Source organism: Polaromonas aquatica (assembly GCF_050626995.1).
Classification (GTDB): Bacteria; Pseudomonadota; Gammaproteobacteria; order Burkholderiales; family Burkholderiaceae_C; genus Polaromonas; species Polaromonas aquatica_A.
Genome location: NZ_CP192467.1, coordinates 112,015 through 131,735 on the forward strand (window position 1 = coordinate 112,015; position 19,721 = coordinate 131,735).

Genomic DNA, 19,721 nt, shown 5'->3' on the forward strand with positions numbered 1-19,721 from the left:
GGCTCTTTATGCAGGTGAGTCAGGCGACTTCGTGGTGACCCAGCAGTTCTAGTGCGCGCACCAGTGCAGAGTGATCCAGGTCCTGCATGCCGTTGGCGGCACAGGCCTGCATCAACTGGGCGGCGCCCGCTGTTTGCGGCAGGGCCAGGCCCAGGGTGCGGGCGCCGCTGAGCGCCAGGTTCAGGTCCTTCTGGTGCAGGCCGATGCGGAAACCCGGCGCGAAGGTGCGCTTGATCATCCGCTCCCCATGCACCTCCAGAATGCGTGAAGAGGCAAAGCCACCCATCAGGGCTTGCCGCACCTTGGCCGGATCAGCGCCGGCCTTGCTGGCGAACAGCAGGGCTTCGCCCACGGCCGCGATGTTCAGCGCCACGATGATCTGGTTGGCTACCTTGCAGGTCTGCCCGTCACCGTTGCCGCCGACCAGGGTGATGTTTTTGCCCATCAGCTCGAACAGCGGCTTGACGCGTTCAAACGCGGCATCGGGGCCACCGATCATGATGGTCAGGCTGGCGGCCTTGGCACCGACTTCACCGCCCGAGACGGGTGCGTCGAGATAGTCGGCGCCGAGCGCGTTGATCTGTTTGGCAAACTCCTTGGTGTCCATCGGCGAGATCGAGCTCATGTCGACCACGGTCTTGCCCTTGCCACTGCTCTTGAGGCCGGCAGCGACGCCCTTGTCGCCGAACAGCACTTTCTGCACGTCAGGTGTATCGGGCAGCATCATGAAAATGATGTCGGCCTTTTCGGCGACTTCCTGTGCCGAGGCGCAGGCGACGGCCTTGCCGGTCAGCAGATCGGCGGGCACCTTGCTGCGGGTGGCCAGAAACACCTCATGGCCGGCCTTGATCAGATGACCCGCCATTGGCGCACCCATGATGCCGAGACCGATAAAACCAAGCTTGCTCATTCAAATTCTCCTTGTTCGTTAAAAATACCTGTGGCCCATGCCCCCATTCAGCCAGCGGGGCATGGATCCCGGATCAAGCCCGGGATGACAGAAAAGAATCAGGCCAGGTACTTGTCGCGCAGGGCCTGGGTGGCGCCGCGGAACACGCCGAGGTCGCTGCCGACACCGACAAAGGTGGCGCCCATTTCCATGTAGCGGCGTGCGTCGGCTTCCACCGGCGCGAGGATGCCGACCGGTTTGCCGTGCGCCTTGGCGGCGGCGAAAATCTTCACCATGGCGGCCTGCACCTCTGGGTGGCTGGCATTGCCGAGGTGGCCCAGGCCGGCGGCCAGGTCGGATGGACCAACAAACATGCAGTCCACACCCGGGGTGGCGGCGATCTCGTCGGCGGCAGCGGTGCCGGCAATGCTTTCGATCTGCACCATCACGCAGATGTGGTCATTGATGGACTTGAGGTAATCCGGCACCGTGCCGTACTTGTTGCTGCGCTGGGACACCGACACGCCGCGAATGCCCTGCGGCGGATACCGCGTGGCCGAGACCGCGCTGGCGGCCTGCTCGGCGCTTTCCACAAAGGGGATCAGGAAGTTGTAGAAGCCGGCGTCGAGCAAACGCTTGAGCTCGACCGCGTTGTTGGAGGTCGGGCGCACCACCGGCGCGCTGACGCTGTCCTTGAGCGCCATCAGCTGCGGGATGTAGGTGGCCATGTCATTGGGTGAGTGTTCCCCGTCGAGCAGGATCCAGTCGAAGCCGGCCACGCCCAGCACCTCGGTGGTGATGGCGTTGGACAGCGAGGACCAGCAGCCGATCAGCTTTTTACCGGCCAGCAGGTCGCGCTTGAAGCTGTTGGGAAAGGACTGGTAAGGCGTGGCTTGTGTCATGAGGTCTCGCTTGTAAATATTGAGTCAGTGAAGGAAGAACGCTGCGCTCGCAGCGGCTCCCGCGGATTTATGTGACCGGCGCCGGGTTGAACAGCACCAGTGCGTTGTGCAGCTTCCAGTGTTCGGCCCAGGTCTTCTTGCGGCCGCTGGCGACCTCGAGCATCAAGTGGAACATTTCCCAGCCCACGTCGGCGATGCTGGCCTCGCCGTCGGCGATGCGGCCTGCGTTGATGTCCATCAGATCGTTCCAGCGGCGCGCCAGGTCGCTGCGTGTGGCGACCTTGATCACCGGGCATTCGGCCAGGCCATAGGGCGTGCCGCGGCCGGTGGTGAAGACATGCAGGTTCATGCCGGCGGCGAGCTGCAGGGTGCCGCAGATGAAGTCGCTGGCCGGCGTGGCCGCGTAGATCAGGCCTTTCTGCCTGAGCTTTTCACCGGGGGCGAGCACACCGCTGATCGGCGAACTGCCTGACTTGACGATGGAGCCCATCGCTTTTTCAACGATGTTGGACAGGCCGCCCTTTTTGTTGCCGGGCGTGGTGTTGGCGCTGCGGTCGACCAGGCCTTTTTGCAGGTAGGCGTCGTACCAGGCCATCTCGCGAATCATTGCCTGCGCGACTTCGGGTGTGCTGGCGCGCGAGGTGAGCTGGTCAATGCCGTCGCGCACCTCGGTGGTTTCGGAAAACATCACACTGGCGCCGGCACGCACCAGCAGGTCGGTGCAGAAGCCCACGGCCGGATTGGCGGTGACGCCGGAAAACGCATCGCTGCCGCCGCATTGCACGCCGACCACCAGCTCGCTGGCGGGCACGGTCTCACGGCGGCGCGCATCGAGTTTTTCCAGGTGCAGCACAGCGGCCTGCATGATGGAGTCGATCATGGACATGAAGCCGACATGGTTCTCCGACTGCAGGCAGACCACGTCCAGCGGTGCTTCGGCCATGACGCCTTGTGTCATATCCTTTTTTTCGCCGACATTTGCAACATTGCGCTCGTCAACGATCTGAATGGTGCCGGGCGGCAGCAGGCGCTCTGGCTGCAGTTTCTCGCAGCCCAGGCTGACCACCATTACCTCACCGCCAAAGTTGGGGTTCAGGCTGATGTTGCGCAGTGTGCGTATCGGGATGATGGCATCAGGCGCGTCGATAGCGACACCGCAGCCGTAGGTGTGCTCCAGGCCCACCACGTCGTCGACGTTGGGGAATTTCGGTAGCAGCTCGGCCTTGATGCGTTTGACAGCGAAGTCCACCACGCCGGCCACACACTGCACAGTGGTGGTGATGGCCAGGATGTTGCGGGTGCCAACCGAGCCGTCGGCATTGCGGTAACCCTCAAAGGTATAGCCTTCTAGCGGCGCCGCCACTGGCGGCTTCACGGTGGAAATCGGGAGGCCCTCGAGCCCGCGCGCGGCGGGCATCTCCAGCAGGCGCTCATGCACCCAGCTACCGGCGGGAATGTCTTTCAGTGCGTAACCGATGGGCACGTTGTAGCGCAGCACCGCCGTGCCCTGGGGCAGATCGACCAAAGCCACCTTGTGGCCCTGCGGCACGCGGTCCACCAGCACCAGGCCGCTGTCCAGCACGGCGCCCGGCGGCAGGCCGCCGTCGTTGGCAACGATGGCCACGTTGTCCGCATCGTGCATGCGGATGGTGATGGGCTGGCGCGCTTCCACAGTCATCAGAAATCGACTATCTCAACCCAGTTCGGATTTTTGCCTGCGGGCTGGCTTGCCCCGGCGACCGGCACACCCGTGGCTCCATCAATCGGATGCAGCGACACGGCATGGGAGCCCTGGCCGGTAGAAATCAGGAACTTGCCGCTCGAGTCGACCGCAAAGCCGCGAGGTGTTTTCTCTGTGGGCGTGGTACCCGCTGTTTGCAGCAGGCCGGTGGCGGGGTCTACCTTGAAGGTGGTCAGCGTGCTGGAGGTGCGCTCCGAGCCATACAGATAGCGCCCGTCGGCAGACAGCTGAAGGTCTGCCGCCCATGGCTTGCCAGTGAAACCGGCCGGCATGACTGTGCTTCGCTGCAGGTGGCGCATGGCCCCCTTGCTGCCGTCGTAGGCAAACACGTCCACACCGCCGTCCAGTTCATTGAGCAGGTAAGCGTGTGTCTGCGTCTTGTTCCACAAGAAATGCCGTGGGCCGGTTTTGGCCGGCGACACGTTCACCAGCGCCGGATCGTTGGCACTCAGCTGGCCGGTCTTTGGGTCGAAACGCCAGCTCGAGAGGTTGTCGCCGCCCAGGCTGGTGGCAAATACATAACGGCCCGCCGGGTCCTGATGGATGGCATGGGCGTTGGGCGCTGTCGGAACGATCTGCTGAACGGGCCCGACAAGGCCGTCCGCGCCCACGCTGTTCACCGTGATCTTGTTGCCGCCATAGGAAGCTGCGAAAAGCCAGCGGCCCGTGGCGTCCAGATCGATATTGGCCATGCTGTCGGCCAATGAGGCCTCGCCGAGTTTTTTCAGCCCACCAGTGGCGCCGTCGATGGCAAAGGTGACGACGCGAAACGGCTGCGAGCGCAGCGCCACGTACAGGAATTTCTTGTCTTTGCTGACCACCATGGGCATGGCGGTTCCGCCCACAGGGACAGTTACCACCGGCTTAAGGGCGCCTGCCGCGCGGTCCAGTTGGAACACCGAGATGTCCTGGCTGTCGGCATTGGAGATGTAGACCCAGGTGGCAGAGGCAGCCGCACCGGTCGCGGCCATCATGCTTGTACCCACAAGCAGGGGCAGGTACTTTTGCAGCAAGCGGATACAGAACATGAAACGCTCCTTGGGACGAATGACAACAGGCTCATGGGGATACGTGAACGAAAGAAACGGGGATCTGGCAAAGCCGGTTATTTCAGCAGCAGATTGGGCAGCCACAGCGACAGCGCGGGCACGTAGGTCACCAGGAACAACACCAGGAGCAGCGCGCCGAAGAAGGGGTACAGCGCCTTGACCACCTTTTCGATGGGAAGTTTGGCCACCGCCGCGCCGACAAACAACACCCCGCCAACCGGCGGCGTGATCAGGCCCATGCCGAGGTTGACCATCATGATCATGCCGAAATGCACCGGATCCACGCCGAGTTGTGTGACCACCGGCAGCAGGATGGGCGTCATGATCAGGATCAACGGCGCCATGTCCATCAGCGTGCCCAGGATCAGCAGCAGCACGTTAATCATCAGCAGCACCACATACTTGTTACTGGAGATGCTGGTGAACATGCCGGTGATCTGCTGCGGGATCTGCATCAAAGTCATGATGTAGCCGAAGCTGGCGGCAAATGCGATCAGGATCATCACGATGGACAAGGTCTTAACCGTGCGGTGCACCAGCTTGGGCAGCTCGCGCCACTTGTAGTCGCGGTAAATGCACATGGTGACGAAGAAGGCCCAGATCACCGCAATGGCTGCCGACTCGGTGGCCGTGAAAATGCCCGACAGGATGCCGCCCAGGATGATGACCATGGTCATCAGGCCCCACAGCGCGTCAACGCAAATCTTGAGCGCTTCGCGCATCGGAATGACGCGGCCTTTGGGGAAGTCGCGCTTCCTGGCAATGAACAGGCACATGATGGCCAGCGTAAGCCCAAGCAGCAGACCCGGCAGCACCCCTGCAAGAAACAATGCCGCAATCGACACACCGCCGCCGGCGGCCAACGAATAGATCACCGCGTTATGGCTGGGCGGAATCAGGATGGCCTGCACCGAGCCGCTGACCGTGACGGCCGTGGCGAAGTCGCGTGGGTAGCCCTTTTTCTCCATTTCGGGAATCAGCACCGAACCGATGGAAGCGGTATCGGCCATGGACGAGCCTGAAATCGCGCCGAAGAAGGTCGAAGCCAGGATATTGACCAGCGACAGTCCGCCGCGCACAAAACCGACCAACACCTCGGCAAAAGCCACCAGCCGCCGGGACATGCCACCCTCGGCCATGATGGCGCCGGCCAGCACAAAAAACGGAATGGCGAGCAAGGAGAACTTGTTGACGCCGCTGGAGATAGCGATCATCACCGCGTCCAGCGGAATGTCTATCCACCAGGCGCCGATCAGCGCCGAAAGGCCCAGGGCGTAAGCCACCGGCAGGCCAAGAATCATGAGCAGGAGAAAAGACCCCAGCAGAACAAACGCATCCATCAGAGTGCCTCGCCTTCAATTTTTTCGTGGTCGTAGGTGACCACTTCGCGGCCGCCCTGGTGGCCCAGCGCCATGCGTTCAAGCACGAAGATGAGCGTGATCACGCCGCCTATCGGCAGCGGGAGGTAAGTGGCGCCCACAGGCATCCAAGGGATTTCGCCGATGTGCTGGCCCCAGGTCTGCATGCAAAGCTTGGCGCCGTAATAGGCCATGAAGACGGAAACCACAGCCATCAGGATGTCCATGATCCAGGCGACGGCGCTGCGCATCTGTTCGGGCAGGCGGTCGGTAACCATGGCCACAGAAATATGCGCGTTAGCCCGGTAGCCCGCAGCGGCACCGAAGAAGGTGAAGATCACCATCAACAAGATTGAAATGGGCTCAGGCCACTGCGAGCCGGTGCCCAGCACGTAACGCGTGAAGATGCCCCAGGGAATGATCAGCGACATGAGAAAGATCGACAGGCCCGAGATCCAGATGCACGCAAGGTACAGCCAGTCGTTGAAGCGAAGGGTGTGGTGTTTCATGGTATTTCCGCAAGACGGCAGGATGGGCCAGGCGTGCTGCATCGGCAGCGCGCCTGGCCCGGTAGCAACGCTTATTTGGTTGCGTCGATGCGCTTCATCAGGTCAGCAAACTTCACGCCGTACTTGGCGCGCACGGGTGCCGTGGCATCAAAGAACAGCTTCTGGTCCACTGGCACAAACTCGACACCGGCGGCCTTGAGCTTGGCCGAATAGTCTTCCACGCTCTTGTCCCACAGCACACGCTGTTCCAGCTGCGCCTCACGGCCCAGCTTCTTGACCAGGGCCTGGTCGGCCGGCGGCAGCTTGTCCCATGCCACCTTGGACATCACCAGCAATTCGGGAATGATCAGGTGGTTGGTCTGTGCGTAGTACTTGGCACCAGCGGAATAGTGGTTGGAGGTGAACATGCTGGGCGGGTTGTTTTCCGCACCGTCGATTACGCCGGTCTGCAGCGCGCTGAACACTTCGCCATAGGCCATGGAAATGCCGTTGCCGCCCATGGCGTTCATGGTGTCGACGAACAGCGGATTGCCCATCATGCGGACCTTCACACCCTTGAGATCGGCAGGGGATTTGACCAGCTTCTTGGTGTACAGGCTGCGCGCGCCGCCGTCCATCCAGCCGAGGGCCACCAGGCGTGCCGGGCTGGCCGTGACCTTGGCCAGCAGTTCGTCGCCGATGGGGCCGTCAATGACCTTGCGCATGTGCGCGATATCGCGGAAGACGAAGGGCATGTTGAACACGTCAACCTCCGGCACGATGGGGCCGATCACGCCCAGCGAGATGCGGTTGATCTGCAGCGCGCCGATCTGGGTCTGCTCGACCGTTTCTTTTTCCTGGCCCAGCACGGCACCAGGGAACATCTGCATCTTGATGCGACCATTTGTCTGGGCTTCGAGCTTCTTGCCCATGCTCTCGACAGCCACCACGGTGGGGTAACCGGCAGGGTGCGTGTCAGATGCCTTGAGCACGATTTGCGCCTGCGCGGCCGTGGACAGGGTAAAAGCAAGGGAAGCCAGCGCGGCGGCTGCAATGAAGTGGCGGCGGAAAGTCATGGTTTTGTCTCCTTGTTGGACGGTTTTAAAAGCTACTGACAGAAATTAAAAAACTGGAAAATTCGGGTGTGCGCTCATTCCCATTGCATCAATCGGCAAAGGGCCCGGCCTTGACGAAACCACCGCCCTGGAACTGCACAACAGGGTCGGTGAGATCAGGCTCGGGTGTGCGGGCGTACACCGCCTCGCGGAAGATGTCCGAACTGTCTTTGGGCGCATAACCAATATGCCGGGCGCGGCTGTTGTCCCACCAGGTGACTGCGTTGTCGGACACGCCGAAAACAATGCTGTGCCCCAGCACCGGCGTGGTCAGGCAGGCGGTGATCAGGCGATGCAGGTCGTCAAAGCTGAGCCAGGTAGCGAGCATGCGGCGGTCTTTGGGTTCGGGAAAAGAAGAACCAATACGTACGCAAGCGGTTTCAATGCCATAACGGTCAAAGTAAAAACGCGACAGGTCTTCCCCGAATGCCTTGCTGACACCGTACAGGCCATCCGGCCGGGGTGGCGCGTCGGCGCTGATGGTTTCGCTCTGGCGGTAGTAGCCGGTCACGTGGTTGGAGCTGGCAAATACCACCCGCTTGACGCCGTGCTTGCGGGCGGCCTCATAAAGGTTGTAGACACCCAGGATGTTGGCTTGCAGGATGGGACCGAAAGGCCCTTCTACCGAGACACCGCCCAGATGGACGATGGCATCCACGCCCTGGACCATGGCGTGCACTGCGGCGGCATCAGCCAGGTCGGCCAAAACAACCTCTTCGTTGGCCGCAACATCGCCGAAAGCCTGCACGTCAGACAGACGAAGCACCGAGCAATTGGCCTTCAGGCGCTCGCGCAAGGCTTTGCCCAAGCCGCCGGCAGCGCCGGTCAGCAGGAGTTTTTTATGAACTTTGATCGTCATTTTTTCGGGGAAGCCCTGCGTGACTGCAAACACTGGACTTTTTTTTGAAGTTTGTTAAAGTCAACCTACAAACACCGAGGTCATAGGTTGTCTGATGACTCGGAATTCTCGGTTTCGCCCCATGGCTTGTCAACGTTTTTTTAATGGACTCAAGGAAAACCCCTAGTCGCTCCGAAGCAGGCATTGCCGTCGGCTTTCACGAGGAAGCGCCGCGCATGCGCCGGCCACGCGGGCTGGTGGGTGAGATCGTCGAAAGCCTGGCCGGCAGCATTCGGGAAGGCCGCCTCCAGCCGGGCGAAAAGCTGCCCACGGAGGCCGAAATCATGGCCCGTTTCGACGTCAGCCGGACGGTGGTGCGGGAGTCCCTGTCCAAGCTCCAGGCCTCGGGCCTCGTCGAAACGCGGCACGGTATCGGCACATTTGTGCTGCAGCCGCAAGACGCCGGCAACTTCAGGATCACGGCAGAAGACTTCGCCACCGTGGCCGACGTGATTTCGGTGCTTGAGCTGCGCATCAGCCTGGAAACTGAAGCCGCCGGCCTCGCCGCCCAGAGGAGGACGCCGGAAAACCTCAAGGCCATGGAAACCGCCCTGCGCGCCTTCCACGACTCCATCAACCTGGACTCCGACGCGGTGCCGCCCGACTTCCAGTTCCATATGGAAGTGGCGCGTTCCACCGGCAACCGGCACTTTGCCGACCTGATGACCTACCTGGGCACCATGATCATCCCGCGCACCCGGGTGAACACGGCGCACAGCGCGCCCGAAGGCCGCTTGAATTATCTGCAGCGAGTCAACAGCGAGCACGAAAGCATCTACAACGCCATCCGCAACCAGGACCCCGAGGCCGCCCGCGCCGCCATGCGCACCCACCTCTCGAACAGCCGTGAGCGCCTGCGCGGGGGCAACAATGTGCATACCATGCAGCCTCCGGGGAACGCCGTAGAGCTCCCGGCGAGCCGCCCGCTAGGGACAAATCTGGTTGCATAAACAAGCGGCGAGTTGTACGATAACTGATAATATTTTATCAACCATTCCTACAACCCGTCCGGTATGCCTGCTTCCAACGCTCCCGCAACAGCCCTTTCAGCCCCCTCACAAACACCCAGAATCACCCGCGTGCAGGTGATTCCCGTGGCTGGCAAGGACAGCATGCTGCTCAACCTCAGTGGTGCGCATGGTCCCTTTTTCACCCGGAACCTGCTGATCCTGACTGATAGCTCCAGCCGCACCGGCGTTGGTGAAGTACCAGGCGGCGAGAAAATACGCAAAACTCTGGAAGATGCGCGTGAACTGATCGAAGGCCAATCGATTGGTACCTGGAACCAGATACTCAATACCCTGCGCACACGCTTTGCCGACCGCGACAGCGGCGGCCGCGGCAACCAGACTTTCGACCTCCGCGTGGCAATCCACGCTGTCACCGCAGTCGAAAGCGCCCTGCTCGACCTGCTGGGCCAATTTCTGGGTGTACCCGTGGCGGCGTTGTTGGGTGAAGGCCAGCAACGCGATTCAGTGGCCATGCTGGGCTATCTCTTTTATGTAGCCGACCGCAAGCAGACGGACCTGGCGTATACCAGTGCACCGGATGCCAAAGACGACTGGCTGCGCCTGCGCCATGAGGCCGCCATGGATGCCGACGGCATCGTGGCCTTGGCCGAAGCAGCCTACAAGCGTTACGGTTTCAAGGATTTCAAACTCAAGGGTGGCGTGCTGCGTGGCGAGGAAGAGATGGAAGCCATCATCGCCCTGTCAGAGCGGTTTCCCGACGCGCGCATCACGCTGGACCCGAACGGCGGCTGGTTGCTGAAAGATGCCATCCGCATCTGCCAGGGCAGAGGCGATGTGCTGGCTTATGCGGAAGACCCCTGCGGTGCTGAAGGGGTGTTCTCGGGCCGCGAGGTCATGGCGGAATTCCGCCGTGCCACCGGCTTGCCCACGGCCACCAACATGATCGCCACCGACTGGCGCGAACTCTCCCACACCATCCACCTGCAGTCGGTCGACATCCCGCTGGCCGACCCGCACTTCTGGACCATGCAAGGTTCGGTGCGTGTCGCACAGATCTGCCAGACCTGGGGCCTGACCTGGGGCTCGCACTCGAACAACCACTTCGACATTTCCCTGGCCATGTTCACGCATGTGGCGGCCGCCGCACCGGGCAAGGTCACTGCGATCGACACGCACTGGATCTGGCAGGACGGCCAGCGCCTGACCAAGGCGCCTCTGCAAATTGTGGACGGCCAGGTCGCGGTCCCGCAAACACCGGGCCTGGGCGTTGAGCTGGACATGGCGGAAGTGGAGAAGGCGCACCAGCTCTACCTCAAACACGGGCTTGGCGCGCGTGACGATGCCATAGCTATGCAGTACCTTATTCCGGACTGGAAATTCAATAACAAGATGCCCTGCATGGTTCGGTAAGTCCATCGGGCCTTCCGGGAAGTTAGAGGCTCCCGGATGCCTTACCTGAATTGGGCAGGTTTTATGACCCAGTCAGGCCCCGGGGGCGGTATACCCCGGCGCTGTTTCCCCCAACGATACCCACTTCACGCATAAAAAATACAGGAGACAAGACATGCGACGCAGAGCACTTTGCAGCATTGCCGGCACCACGCTGCAAGCACAGGCCGATGCGACCTGGCCGAAGAGCCTGAACAAACGCATCCAGGCTATCAAACAAAAAATTGACCACCGGCCCCGGTGGCCTTCCTCTGCCTGGCCTTTGCTTGGCCGCTGATCCCCTGCCATCAATTCCACACGACGCCTTCACTTCCACACAACGATCAGGAGACATCATGAAACGCCGCACCCTCATCCACAGCGCCTTTGCCGGCGCCGCCATGTCAGCATTGGCACTTCCCGCCTGGGCACAAGACAAATGGCCGAGCAAGCCGATCACGTACGTTGTGCCTTTCCCCGCGGGCGGCACCACCGATATTCTGGGCCGACTCATCGGCCAGAAGCTCGGGGCGGTTCTGGGCACCACCATCGTGATTGACAACAAGGGAGGCGCGGGCGGCGGTGTTGGTTCCGAAGTTGCCTCTCGTGCGCCGGCCGACGGATACACCCTGCTGGGCGGCACGGTCAGTTCGCACGCCATCAATGTCAGCCTCTATCCCAAGCTGGGCTACGACCCGATCAAGTCGTTTTCACCCGTGGTGCTGATCGGCTCCAACCCGGTCGTGCTGGTGGTGGGCGCGAACAGCCCCTACAAAACCCTGCAAGACGTGCTGGCTGCGGCCAAGGCCAAACCCAAAACCATTTCTTCGGCATCAGCCGGCAGCGGCACCTCGCAACACCTCTCGCTGGAGCTGCTGGGCTTCAAGTCCGGCACCCAGTTCATTCATGTGCCTTACAAGGGCAGCGGTCCCGCCATCCAGGACGTGATTGGCGGGCAGGTCGACATGATGTTCGACACCACCGTGGTGGCGGGCCCGCACATCCAGAGCGGCAAGGTGCGTGCGCTGGCTGTCACATCGGCCAAACGCCTGGAGTCCATGCCCAACGTGCCCACTGTGGCCGAATCCGGCGTTCCGGGCTTCGAAGTCACATCTTGGCAGGCCATTTTTGTTCCGACTGGCACGCCCAAGCCCATCATCGACAGGCTGCACGACGAAATCCTGAAAATCATCGCGCAACCGGACATCCAGGAGCGCCTGAAGAACCTGGGCATGCAGCCCTCCACCATGACGACTGAACAGGTCGCGGCCTTCCAGAAAGCCGAAGTCGAAAAATGGGCGCAGGTCATCAAGGCTGCGAACGTCAAGCTCGAATAAGCGATGCGGAGTTCTCCTCCCGGGCGGCTGCGCCTGGCCGTTATCGGCGCCGGACTGGGTTCAGCGCCTCACTTTCGCAGCCTGCAAGAGCTCAGTGGCATCGCCGAGCTTGCTTGTGTGTATGGACGGAACGCTGAGCGGCTTGCCAGCGTGCAGCTGCCTGATGGCACTCACAGGACCACGCGCCTGGAAGACATCCTGGAAGATGCCAGCATAAAGGCCGTGCTGGTGCTCACGCCCCCCAATGCCCACCTGGAGATGGTGCAGCGCACTGCCCGCGCTGGCAAACACGTGCTCGTCGAAAAGCCGCTGGAGATCGACCTGAATCGCGCCAATGCGTTGGTGGAAGCCTGCGACACGGCCGGGGTGACATTGGCCGTCATGCTGCAGCACCGGCTGCGCGAAGCCGCATTGGGCTTGCGCGCGCTGATTGTCTCAGGAGAGCTGGGACAGTTGGTCAGCGCCGGGGCCTTCGTGCGGTGGTGGCGGCCGCAAAGTTATTACGACGAGCCGGGCCGCGGAACGCTGGCCAGGGACGGCGGCGGCGTGCTGATCACCCAGGCCATCCACACACTGGATCTGATGCTCAGCCTGATCGGCATGCCGGAGCGAGTGACGGGGATTGCCGGCACCAGCGCTGTGCATCGCATGGAAGGGGAAGACACGGCTGCTGCGCTGCTGCACTACGGCAACGGCGCCGTAGCTGTCGTGCAGGCCACCACCGCGGCCTATCCTGGATTTCCGGAGCGCATCGAACTGAACTTCACCCGCGGAACAGCGACGCTGGAAGGCGGTGAAATGCGGGCTGCTTTTCACGACGGCCGGGTCACGGCTGCCGGCGCGAGACAGTCTTCCGGCGGTGGCGCCGACCCGATGGCGTTTGACCACGCCGCCCATCGGGCGGTGCTGGAAGACTTCATCCGGGCAGTGCACAATGGCGCGTCGCCTGCGGTCACAGGCCGTTCGGCACTCGGGGTTCAGCAGGTAATTGACGCCATCATGTCGTCATCCAGAACGGGCAGCCCCGTGTCGCTTCATCCTGCCGCGGTGATTCCCGTGATGTAACCGGCGCAGTTTTGGTGCACGCACACCAGGCGGCTGCATCAGGGTTTTCCAAGAGATTTGGGCTAAGGGCCTACTAGTGCCTTATTTGCAAGATGCGTTGCGAGTCAAAAAGGCCTTGAGCAAGGCGCAAAACGCAGGCGGGGTAGACCCCCGTCAAGGCTTTGCAACGCCGCGCAAGGCCTTTTTGATCGCAACCCGGAGGGAATGGGGTGAGAGAGCCGCCACTCGGCGTTGCGCTCCTAGCCCAGACGAAAGTCTGGGCTAGGAGCGCGCCTTGATTGGCGGCTTTCTCACCCATTCGCATTTGCAAATAAGGCACCAGTAGGCCCCAGTCCACATGCAGCGGGCACGGGTAGCTATAAAACTCGTAGCAGCCAGAAATTTGCGTTATATTTGGCCCCAAGCTTTTGAAGCTTCTTGCTTAACAACCATCCGTGACCAAACTGTGACCGAGGAGATAACCTGATGAGCGCCAAAGAAAATGCAGCGGTAGGCCAACTGCTTGAACTGCTGGAAGCACGCTACGCCCTTCGCGTGCTGTGGGCCCTGAAAGACGGCCACCCCCAAACTTTTCGCCTCCTGCAAGACAGCATCGGCAGCATCACGCCCAACACCCTCAACACCCGCATCAAGGAATTGCGCGCCGCCGGCCTGCTGGGCCATGGCAGCGACGGCTACACAGTCACGACGCTGGGCGCCGATCTGCTCAAGCGCCTGAACGACCTGCAGGCATTTGCCGGAAAATGGACTCTCAGCCAGACCAAGAAAAAATAAGCCGCTAAAAATATCCGGGCTTCTTTCTCTCCCTTTCTCTTTCTCTTGCCCTGAAAAAAGCGACCTTCACGGTCGCTTTTTTTGTTGCCTGGCTGACCTGGATCTAGTCCACCGCAGCACCGGAACGCTTCACCGCCTCGCCCCACAGTGTCATGTTGCTGGCGATGTGTTTAGCCAGCGCCTCAGGCGTGCCAGGCGCCACCTCGGCGCCGCGCGACTGAAGCTGCGCGCGCAGTTCGGGATCGGCAAGCGCCTTGTGGATCGCCTCCTTCAACCGGTTGACGATGGGCTGCGGCGTTCCTGCGGGAGCAAAAATCGCATCCCACGCGCTGACGTCAAATCCCGGCAGGCCCGATTCCGCAATCGTCGGTACGTCAGGCCAGCCCGCCACGCGCACGGCAGTCGTCACCGCCAGCGGTTTAATTCGGCCGCCCCTGGCCTGAGGCGCGGCGTTCGGCATCACCTCAATCATCATGTCGACCTGTCCACCCATCAGATCCGCCATGGCCTGGGCGCCGCCGCGATAGGGAATGTGCACCACGGCCAGGCCGGCGCGCGACTCGTAGATCTCACCGGCAAGGTGCGAAGTGGTGCCATTGCCGGCGGAACCGAAGGTGTATTTACCCGGATTGGCTTTGAGCAGTTTGGTGAGCTCGGCCATGGAATTGACCTGCAGGGTGGGCCTCACCACCACCATGGCCGCGATGCGCGTGAGCTGGCTCACCGGCTCGAAGTCGCGTACGGCATCAAAACCCGGCGATTTGTAGATCGCATGGTTGATGGCGTGCGTGCCATTGGTGCCGTACAGCAAGGTATAGCCGTCGGCCGGCGCCTTGGCGGCTGTGGCACTCCCCAAGTTGCCACCCGCACCGCCCAGGTTTTCCACCACGATGGGCTGGCCAAGTTCCTTTGCCACCCGTGACATGACCAGCCGTGCCAGCGTGTCTCCGCCGCCGCCGGCAGGAAATGGAACGATCAGCTTGATGGGTTTGACGGGATACGCTGCGGCAGGCTGGCCGTGGGCGGCAGGCGCCAGCATGGCCAGCGCTGTAGCGCATGCCAGTACCAGGCGGCTCACCAGGCTACCCAGCCACAGCCCGTTGGAACAGGACGAATGCATCGCGTCTCCCGTGAAATGTGGAACCCACCGGCTAGATCGAGACATCAAATACACATAAATCCCCAGTCATTCTCATTTTATTGCGCGCAGTATCAGCTTAATCATTTGATTCATCCTGATTAAAGTTTGTCAGTCAGCATGCGTTCCCGGATTGACCACGGTGCGCATGCAAGGCGGAAAGCAATCTGACGCCTTCGTCACTGTGCCAAAATTTGATGAAAATCAGGCCCTAGCCCGATAAAACTTTGCGCTAGCAGCTATCAAAAACATAGCACTTGTCTCGCCCTTCAGCGCCTCGGGTCCATAGCCCGGAAACACGCTACCGGCAGGAAACAAGGGGTAGCCAGCCACTACAATCAGGTCCACGAACCAGCACTGACGGCTGGGCACACCGATCCGCACAGGAATGGCCAAGGCCCAGTCGCGCTGAACATCCCCGGCCGCGGCACCGCTGCCAAATTTTTCTGGACCTAAAACTAAGCCCTTGTCTTGAAAAGGGCTTTGCCACCCCCAGCTGGGACGATTACCAGCTTCAACCCTGTTTCTAGCATGTCTGACAATACACAACCCGAACAAAATCAACCACTTAGCGGTGAACCCAGCCCTGAAGAACTGGAAGCGGCGCAGGCGGCCAACGAGTTTGATGCGCTGACCGTCGCGCAGGCTGAAGTCGCCACGTTGCAGGCCAAGAATACCGAACTGGCCGACAGCTACCTGCGCGCCAAGGCCGAGACCGAAAACGCCCGCCGCCGTGCGGACGAAGAAGTCGCCAAAGCCCGCAAATATGCCCTGGAAAGCTTTGCCGAAAGCCTGCTGCCTGTGGCCGACAGCCTAGAAGCCGGGTTGTCCATCAAGGATGCTACCGTCGAGCAGGTCCGCGAAGGTGCCGAAGCCACGCTCAAGCAGCTCAAAAGCGCACTTGAGCGCAACAAAGTGGTCGCCATCGATCCCGGCGTTGGCACAAAATTCGACCCGACCCAGCACCAGGCCATCAGCATGGTGCCCGCCGACCAGGAAGCCAACACTGTGGTTAACGTGCTGCAAAAGGGCTACCTGATTGCCGAGCGCGTGTTGCGCCCCGCCCTGGTCACGGTGGCGGCTCCCAAGTAATAACATCTAAAACCTGTTTGAGCTCTTGAAGCAGCGCAACTTACCCACAAGTTATCAACATAGTTGACCAATACAGCGGCCAGCGGCCCCCTAATGCCCCGGCCACCCCACTTTCAATCTTTAACGAATCAAAAAAGCAGGAGTAAATCATCATGGGAAGAATCATTGGCATTGACCTTGGCACCACCAACAGCTGCGTGGCCGTCATGGAGGGCAACACGCCCCGCGTGATTGAAAACTCGGAAGGCGTGCGCACCACCCCTTCCATCGTGGCTTACCAGGAAGATGGAGAAGTGCTGGTCGGTGCGTCCGCCAAGCGCCAGGCCGTGACCAACCCCAAGAACACGCTGTACGCCGTCAAGCGTTTGATCGGCCGCAAGTTCACCGAAAAAGAAGTCCAGAAGGACATCGCGCTGATGCCCTACTCCATCGTGGCGGCCGACAACGGCGACGCCTGGGTGGAAGTGCGCGGCAAAAAACTGTCGGCCCAGCAAGTGTCTGCCGACATCCTGCGCAAGATGAAAAAAACCGCCGAAGACTACCTCGGCGAGCCGGTCACTGAAGCGGTGATCACCGTGCCTGCGTACTTCAACGACGCACAGCGCCAGGCCACCAAAGACGCGGGCCGCATCGCCGGCCTCGACGTGAAGCGCATCATCAACGAACCTACCGCAGCGGCTCTCGCCTTCGGCCTGGACAAGCAGGAAAAGGGCGATCGCAAGATCGCCGTGTATGACCTGGGCGGCGGTACTTTTGACATCTCCATCATCGAGATCGCCGATGTCGACGGCGAGAAACAATTTGAAGTGCTGTCCACCAACGGCGACACCTTCCTGGGCGGTGAAGACTTCGACCAGCGCGTGATCGACTACATCGTGGCTGAGTTCAAGAAAGACAGCGGCATCGATCTGTCCAAAGACGTGGTGGCCCTGCAGCGCCTGAAGGACTCGGCTGAAAAGGCCAAGATCGAGCTGTCCAACAGCCCGGCCACTGAAGTCAACATTCCATACATCGCGCACGACCCTGCCACCGGACCCAAACACTTGCTGGTCAAGCTGACCCGCGCCAAGCTCGAAAGCCTGGTTGACGAACTCATCGAGCGCACGATCGCGCCCTGCCGCATCGCCATGAAGGACGCCGGCGTCAGCGCGGCCGACATCCATGACGTGATCCTGGTCGGCGGCCAGACCCGCATGCCCAAGGTGCAAGAGAAGGTCAAAGAGCTCTTCGGCAAGGAACCCCGCAAGGACGTGAACCCCGACGAAGCCGTGGCCGTGGGCGCCGCGATTCAGGGCCAGGTGCTCTCCGGCGACCGCACCGACGTGCTGCTGCTCGACGTGACCCCACTGTCCCTCGGTATCGAAACCATGGGCGGCGTGATGACCAAGATGATCAAGAAGAACACGACCATCCCGACCAAGTTCGCACAGACCTTCTCGACCGCTGAAGACAACCAGCCGGCCGTGACGATCAAGGTGTTCCAGGGTGAGCGTGAAATCGCCTCCGGCAACAAGGCGCTGGGTGAGTTCAACCTCGAGGGCATTCCGCCTGCAGCACGCGGCACGCCGCAAATTGAAGTGTCCTTCGACATCGACGCCAACGGCATCCTGCACGTCGGCGCGAAAGACAAAGGCACCGGCAAGGAAAACAAGATCACCATCAAGGCCAACTCCGGTTTGTCTGAAGCTGAAATCCAGCAGATGGTGAAAGACGCCGAGATGAACGCCGAAGAAGACAAGAAGAAAGTCGAATTCGTCACCGCGAAGAACAACGCTGAAGCCATGGTACACAGCGTGAAGAAATCGCTGGGCGAATACGGTGACAAGCTCGAAGCCGGCGAGAAGGAAAAAATCGAAGCCGCCATCAAGGACATGGAAGAAGCGCTCGCCGGCGACGACAAGGCCGCCATCGATGCCAAGAACACGGCCCTGATGGAAGCCAGTCAGAAGCTCGGCGAAAAAATGTACGCCGACATGCAGGCATCGCAGGCAGCTGCCGGTGGTGACGCAGGCGCAGCAGGCGCCGCCCAGGCTGAAGCCAAGCCGGCAGACGACAATGTCGTGGACGCTGAAGTCAAGGAAGTCAAAAAGGGCTGAGCGGCCCCTCACTGACCGCCCTGTGTTGGCGTGATAACTGCATGCAAAAGGCGGAAACCAGGAGCGATCCCGGATTTCCGCTTTTGCATTTCTTTTCGCGCCTGCTGGCCAGCCGGATGTCTGGCCACTGACCCGCTTGTTGACAGCCAAGACCTATAACGAAGATTTTCCGATCGACCTGCCATGGCCACCAAAAAAGACTACTACGACACACTGGGCGTTCCGAAAAATGCCAGTGATGAAGACATCAAGAAGGCGTATCGCAAACTCGCGATGAAACACCACCCTGACCGCAACCAGGGGGATGCGTCCAAGGTTGCCGAAGAAAAATTCAAGGAGGCTAAAGAAGCCTACGAGATGCTTTCCGACGCCGACAAACGCGCCGCCTACGACCAGTATGGCCATGCGGGTGTGGACCCGAACATGCGTGGCGGGGCGGGTGCGGAAGGCTTTGGCGGTTTTGCCGAAGCCTTCGGCGACATCTTCGGCGACGTGTTCGGCGGGCAGCGCGGCGGAGCCCAGCGCGGTGGCCGTCAGGTCTACCGTGGCGGCGACCTGAGCTATGCGATGGAAATCACGCTCGAAGAAGCCGCCAACGGCAAGGAAGCGCAAATCCGCATCCCGAGCTGGGACGACTGCAACACCTGCCACGGTAGCGGCGCCAAGCCCGGCACCAAGGTGGTGACCTGCACCACCTGCCACGGCCACGGTGTGGTGCAGATGCGCCAGGGATTCTTCAGCGTGCAGCAGACCTGCCCGCAGTGCAAGGGAACCGGCAAGCTGATTCCCGAGCCCTGCATCACCTGCCACGGCGTGGGCAAGACCAAAAACAACAAAACGCTGGAAGTCAAGATTCCTGCAGGTATTGACGACGGCATGCGCATTCGCTCAACGGGCAACGGCGAGCCGGGCACCAATGGCGGCCCGCCGGGCGACCTGTACATCGAAATCCGCCTGAAGAAGCACGACATCTTCGAGCGCGATGGCGACGACCTGCACTGCGCGGTGCCCATCAGCTTCACCACCGCCGCACTGGGCGGTGAGATTGAAGTGCCGACACTGGCCGGCAAGGCTGCGATCGACATTCCCGAAGGCACCCAGGCAAACAAGCAGTTCCGCCTGCGCGGCAAGGGCATCAAGGGCGTTCGCTCCAGCTACCCAGGCGACCTGTATTGCCACATCACAGTGGAAACACCGGTAAAACTCACTGAACACCAGCGCAAGTTGCTCAAGGAACTCGATGAGTCACTGAAAAAAGGCGGTGCCAAGCATTCACCGAGTGAAGAAGGCTGGGCCGACAAACTCAAAGGGTTTTTCAGCGCCTGAGCGGCCTTGATCTTTTGCGCTCTCTCCAAAAATGCCGGACTTGTTCCGGCATTT

At 61.1% G+C, this 19,721-nt stretch carries 18 protein-coding genes; 9 read left to right on the forward strand and 9 right to left on the reverse strand.

What is annotated here, in order from left to right; translation table 11 throughout:
• Positions 1-19: 19 nt before the first annotated feature.
• From glxR to ACQ4MS_RS00555, 8 genes are all read right to left on the reverse strand, one after another.
• Entirely contained in the window at positions 20-910 is an 891-nt protein-coding gene (glxR, locus tag ACQ4MS_RS00520; protein ID WP_431097003.1) for a 2-hydroxy-3-oxopropionate reductase, read from the reverse strand.
• A 98-nt stretch (positions 911-1,008) separates the two neighbouring features.
• Positions 1,009-1,791, reverse strand: a complete 783-nt coding sequence (garL, locus tag ACQ4MS_RS00525) for a 2-dehydro-3-deoxyglucarate aldolase (protein ID WP_431097004.1) — start codon at positions 1,789-1,791, stop codon at positions 1,009-1,011.
• A gap of 67 nt (positions 1,792-1,858) precedes the next feature.
• The gene (garD, locus tag ACQ4MS_RS00530; RefSeq protein ID WP_431097005.1) at positions 1,859-3,469 is read right to left on the reverse strand and encodes a galactarate dehydratase; all 1,611 of its coding nucleotides are present in this window, start codon (positions 3,467-3,469) and stop codon (positions 1,859-1,861) included.
• Complete coding sequence (locus tag ACQ4MS_RS00535) at positions 3,469-4,560, reverse strand: lactonase family protein (RefSeq protein ID WP_431097007.1); 1,092 nt, start codon at positions 4,558-4,560, stop codon at positions 3,469-3,471. Before ACQ4MS_RS00535 ends, garD begins: the two co-directional genes overlap by 1 nt.
• A gap of 77 nt (positions 4,561-4,637) precedes the next feature.
• Complete coding sequence (locus ACQ4MS_RS00540) at positions 4,638-5,921, reverse strand: TRAP transporter large permease (RefSeq protein ID WP_431097009.1); 1,284 nt, start codon at positions 5,919-5,921, stop codon at positions 4,638-4,640.
• Positions 5,921-6,448 (reverse strand): TRAP transporter small permease, encoded by a 528-nt coding sequence (locus tag ACQ4MS_RS00545; protein WP_431097010.1) that lies wholly within the window; start codon positions 6,446-6,448, stop codon positions 5,921-5,923. The genes ACQ4MS_RS00540 and ACQ4MS_RS00545 overlap by 1 nt, the downstream gene beginning before the upstream one ends.
• A gap of 71 nt (positions 6,449-6,519) precedes the next feature.
• Positions 6,520-7,503: a TRAP transporter substrate-binding protein gene (locus ACQ4MS_RS00550; protein ID WP_431097011.1), complete on the reverse strand. Its 984-nt coding sequence runs from the start codon at positions 7,501-7,503 to the stop codon at positions 6,520-6,522.
• Positions 7,504-7,591: 88 nt separating this feature from the next.
• Positions 7,592-8,401 carry an NAD-dependent epimerase/dehydratase family protein gene (locus ACQ4MS_RS00555; protein ID WP_431097012.1) on the reverse strand — a complete coding sequence of 270 codons (810 nt, stop codon included), beginning with the start codon at positions 8,399-8,401 and terminating at the stop codon, positions 7,592-7,594.
• 143 nt (positions 8,402-8,544) lie between these two features.
• Between ACQ4MS_RS00555 and ACQ4MS_RS00560 the strand changes: the two genes are divergently transcribed.
• The 6 genes from ACQ4MS_RS00560 (at position 8,545) to ACQ4MS_RS00585 (ending at position 14,015) form a co-directional block, all read left to right on the forward strand.
• The gene (locus tag ACQ4MS_RS00560; RefSeq protein ID WP_431097013.1) at positions 8,545-9,390 is read left to right on the forward strand and encodes a FadR/GntR family transcriptional regulator; all 846 of its coding nucleotides are present in this window, start codon (positions 8,545-8,547) and stop codon (positions 9,388-9,390) included.
• 63 nt (positions 9,391-9,453) lie between these two features.
• The gene (gudD, locus tag ACQ4MS_RS00565) at positions 9,454-10,821 is read left to right on the forward strand and encodes a glucarate dehydratase (protein ID WP_431097014.1); all 1,368 of its coding nucleotides are present in this window, start codon (positions 9,454-9,456) and stop codon (positions 10,819-10,821) included.
• Positions 10,822-10,975: 154 nt separating this feature from the next.
• On the forward strand, positions 10,976-11,137 hold the full coding sequence (locus tag ACQ4MS_RS00570) for a hypothetical protein (RefSeq protein ID WP_431097015.1): 162 nt from the start codon (positions 10,976-10,978) through the stop codon (positions 11,135-11,137).
• Positions 11,138-11,195: 58 nt separating this feature from the next.
• Positions 11,196-12,176, forward strand: coding sequence for a Bug family tripartite tricarboxylate transporter substrate binding protein (locus tag ACQ4MS_RS00575; RefSeq protein WP_431097016.1), 981 nt, complete (start codon positions 11,196-11,198; stop codon positions 12,174-12,176).
• A 3-nt stretch (positions 12,177-12,179) separates the two neighbouring features.
• Positions 12,180-13,241 carry a Gfo/Idh/MocA family protein gene (locus tag ACQ4MS_RS00580; protein ID WP_431097017.1) on the forward strand — a complete coding sequence of 354 codons (1,062 nt, stop codon included), beginning with the start codon at positions 12,180-12,182 and terminating at the stop codon, positions 13,239-13,241.
• Between the two features lie 465 nt (positions 13,242-13,706).
• On the forward strand, positions 13,707-14,015 hold the full coding sequence (locus tag ACQ4MS_RS00585; RefSeq protein ID WP_431097018.1) for a winged helix-turn-helix transcriptional regulator: 309 nt from the start codon (positions 13,707-13,709) through the stop codon (positions 14,013-14,015).
• Between the two features lie 103 nt (positions 14,016-14,118).
• Here the strand turns inward: ACQ4MS_RS00585 and ACQ4MS_RS00590 are convergent, their stop codons facing one another.
• Positions 14,119-15,135, reverse strand: a complete 1,017-nt coding sequence (locus tag ACQ4MS_RS00590; protein ID WP_431097020.1) for a Bug family tripartite tricarboxylate transporter substrate binding protein — start codon at positions 15,133-15,135, stop codon at positions 14,119-14,121.
• Positions 15,136-15,684: 549 nt separating this feature from the next.
• On the opposite strand from ACQ4MS_RS00590, the gene grpE reads away from it, so the two are divergent.
• The 3 genes from grpE to dnaJ all read left to right on the forward strand — a co-directional run bounded on the left by grpE (position 15,685) and on the right by dnaJ (position 19,667).
• Positions 15,685-16,245 carry a nucleotide exchange factor GrpE gene (grpE, locus tag ACQ4MS_RS00595; RefSeq protein ID WP_431097021.1) on the forward strand — a complete coding sequence of 187 codons (561 nt, stop codon included), beginning with the start codon at positions 15,685-15,687 and terminating at the stop codon, positions 16,243-16,245.
• A 152-nt stretch (positions 16,246-16,397) separates the two neighbouring features.
• The gene (gene dnaK / locus ACQ4MS_RS00600; protein ID WP_431097022.1) at positions 16,398-18,341 is read left to right on the forward strand and encodes a molecular chaperone DnaK; all 1,944 of its coding nucleotides are present in this window, start codon (positions 16,398-16,400) and stop codon (positions 18,339-18,341) included.
• 183 nt (positions 18,342-18,524) lie between these two features.
• Complete coding sequence (gene dnaJ, locus ACQ4MS_RS00605) at positions 18,525-19,667, forward strand: molecular chaperone DnaJ (RefSeq protein WP_431097023.1); 1,143 nt, start codon at positions 18,525-18,527, stop codon at positions 19,665-19,667.
• Positions 19,668-19,721: the final 54 nt, after the last annotated feature.

Excerpts from the sequence above, each read along its gene's own strand:
- ACQ4MS_RS00585 (WP_431097018.1), top strand. The coding sequence starts at position 13,707 with ATGAGCGCCAAAGAAAATGCAGCGGTAGGCCAACTGCTTGAACTGCTG.
- ACQ4MS_RS00545 (WP_431097010.1), bottom strand. The coding sequence starts at position 6,448 with ATGAAACACCACACCCTTCGCTTCAACGACTGGCTGTACCTTGCGTGC.
- glxR (WP_431097003.1), bottom strand. The coding sequence starts at position 910 with ATGAGCAAGCTTGGTTTTATCGGTCTCGGCATCATGGGTGCGCCAATG.
- dnaJ (WP_431097023.1), top strand. The coding sequence starts at position 18,525 with ATGGCCACCAAAAAAGACTACTACGACACACTGGGCGTTCCGAAAAAT.
- ACQ4MS_RS00575 (WP_431097016.1), top strand. The coding sequence starts at position 11,196 with ATGAAACGCCGCACCCTCATCCACAGCGCCTTTGCCGGCGCCGCCATG.
- dnaK (WP_431097022.1), top strand. The coding sequence starts at position 16,398 with ATGGGAAGAATCATTGGCATTGACCTTGGCACCACCAACAGCTGCGTG.
- ACQ4MS_RS00590 (WP_431097020.1), bottom strand. The coding sequence starts at position 15,135 with ATGCATTCGTCCTGTTCCAACGGGCTGTGGCTGGGTAGCCTGGTGAGC.
- ACQ4MS_RS00550 (WP_431097011.1), bottom strand. The coding sequence starts at position 7,503 with ATGACTTTCCGCCGCCACTTCATTGCAGCCGCCGCGCTGGCTTCCCTT.
- ACQ4MS_RS00540 (WP_431097009.1), bottom strand. The coding sequence starts at position 5,921 with ATGGATGCGTTTGTTCTGCTGGGGTCTTTTCTCCTGCTCATGATTCTT.
- ACQ4MS_RS00535 (WP_431097007.1), bottom strand. The coding sequence starts at position 4,560 with ATGTTCTGTATCCGCTTGCTGCAAAAGTACCTGCCCCTGCTTGTGGGT.
- garL (WP_431097004.1), bottom strand. The coding sequence starts at position 1,791 with ATGACACAAGCCACGCCTTACCAGTCCTTTCCCAACAGCTTCAAGCGC.
- garD (WP_431097005.1), bottom strand. The coding sequence starts at position 3,469 with ATGACTGTGGAAGCGCGCCAGCCCATCACCATCCGCATGCACGATGCG.
- gudD (WP_431097014.1), top strand. The coding sequence starts at position 9,454 with ATGCCTGCTTCCAACGCTCCCGCAACAGCCCTTTCAGCCCCCTCACAA.
- ACQ4MS_RS00560 (WP_431097013.1), top strand. The coding sequence starts at position 8,545 with ATGGACTCAAGGAAAACCCCTAGTCGCTCCGAAGCAGGCATTGCCGTC.
- ACQ4MS_RS00555 (WP_431097012.1), bottom strand. The coding sequence starts at position 8,401 with ATGACGATCAAAGTTCATAAAAAACTCCTGCTGACCGGCGCTGCCGGC.
- grpE (WP_431097021.1), top strand. The coding sequence starts at position 15,685 with ATGTCTGACAATACACAACCCGAACAAAATCAACCACTTAGCGGTGAA.
- ACQ4MS_RS00580 (WP_431097017.1), top strand. The coding sequence starts at position 12,180 with ATGCGGAGTTCTCCTCCCGGGCGGCTGCGCCTGGCCGTTATCGGCGCC.
- ACQ4MS_RS00570 (WP_431097015.1), top strand. The coding sequence starts at position 10,976 with ATGCGACGCAGAGCACTTTGCAGCATTGCCGGCACCACGCTGCAAGCA.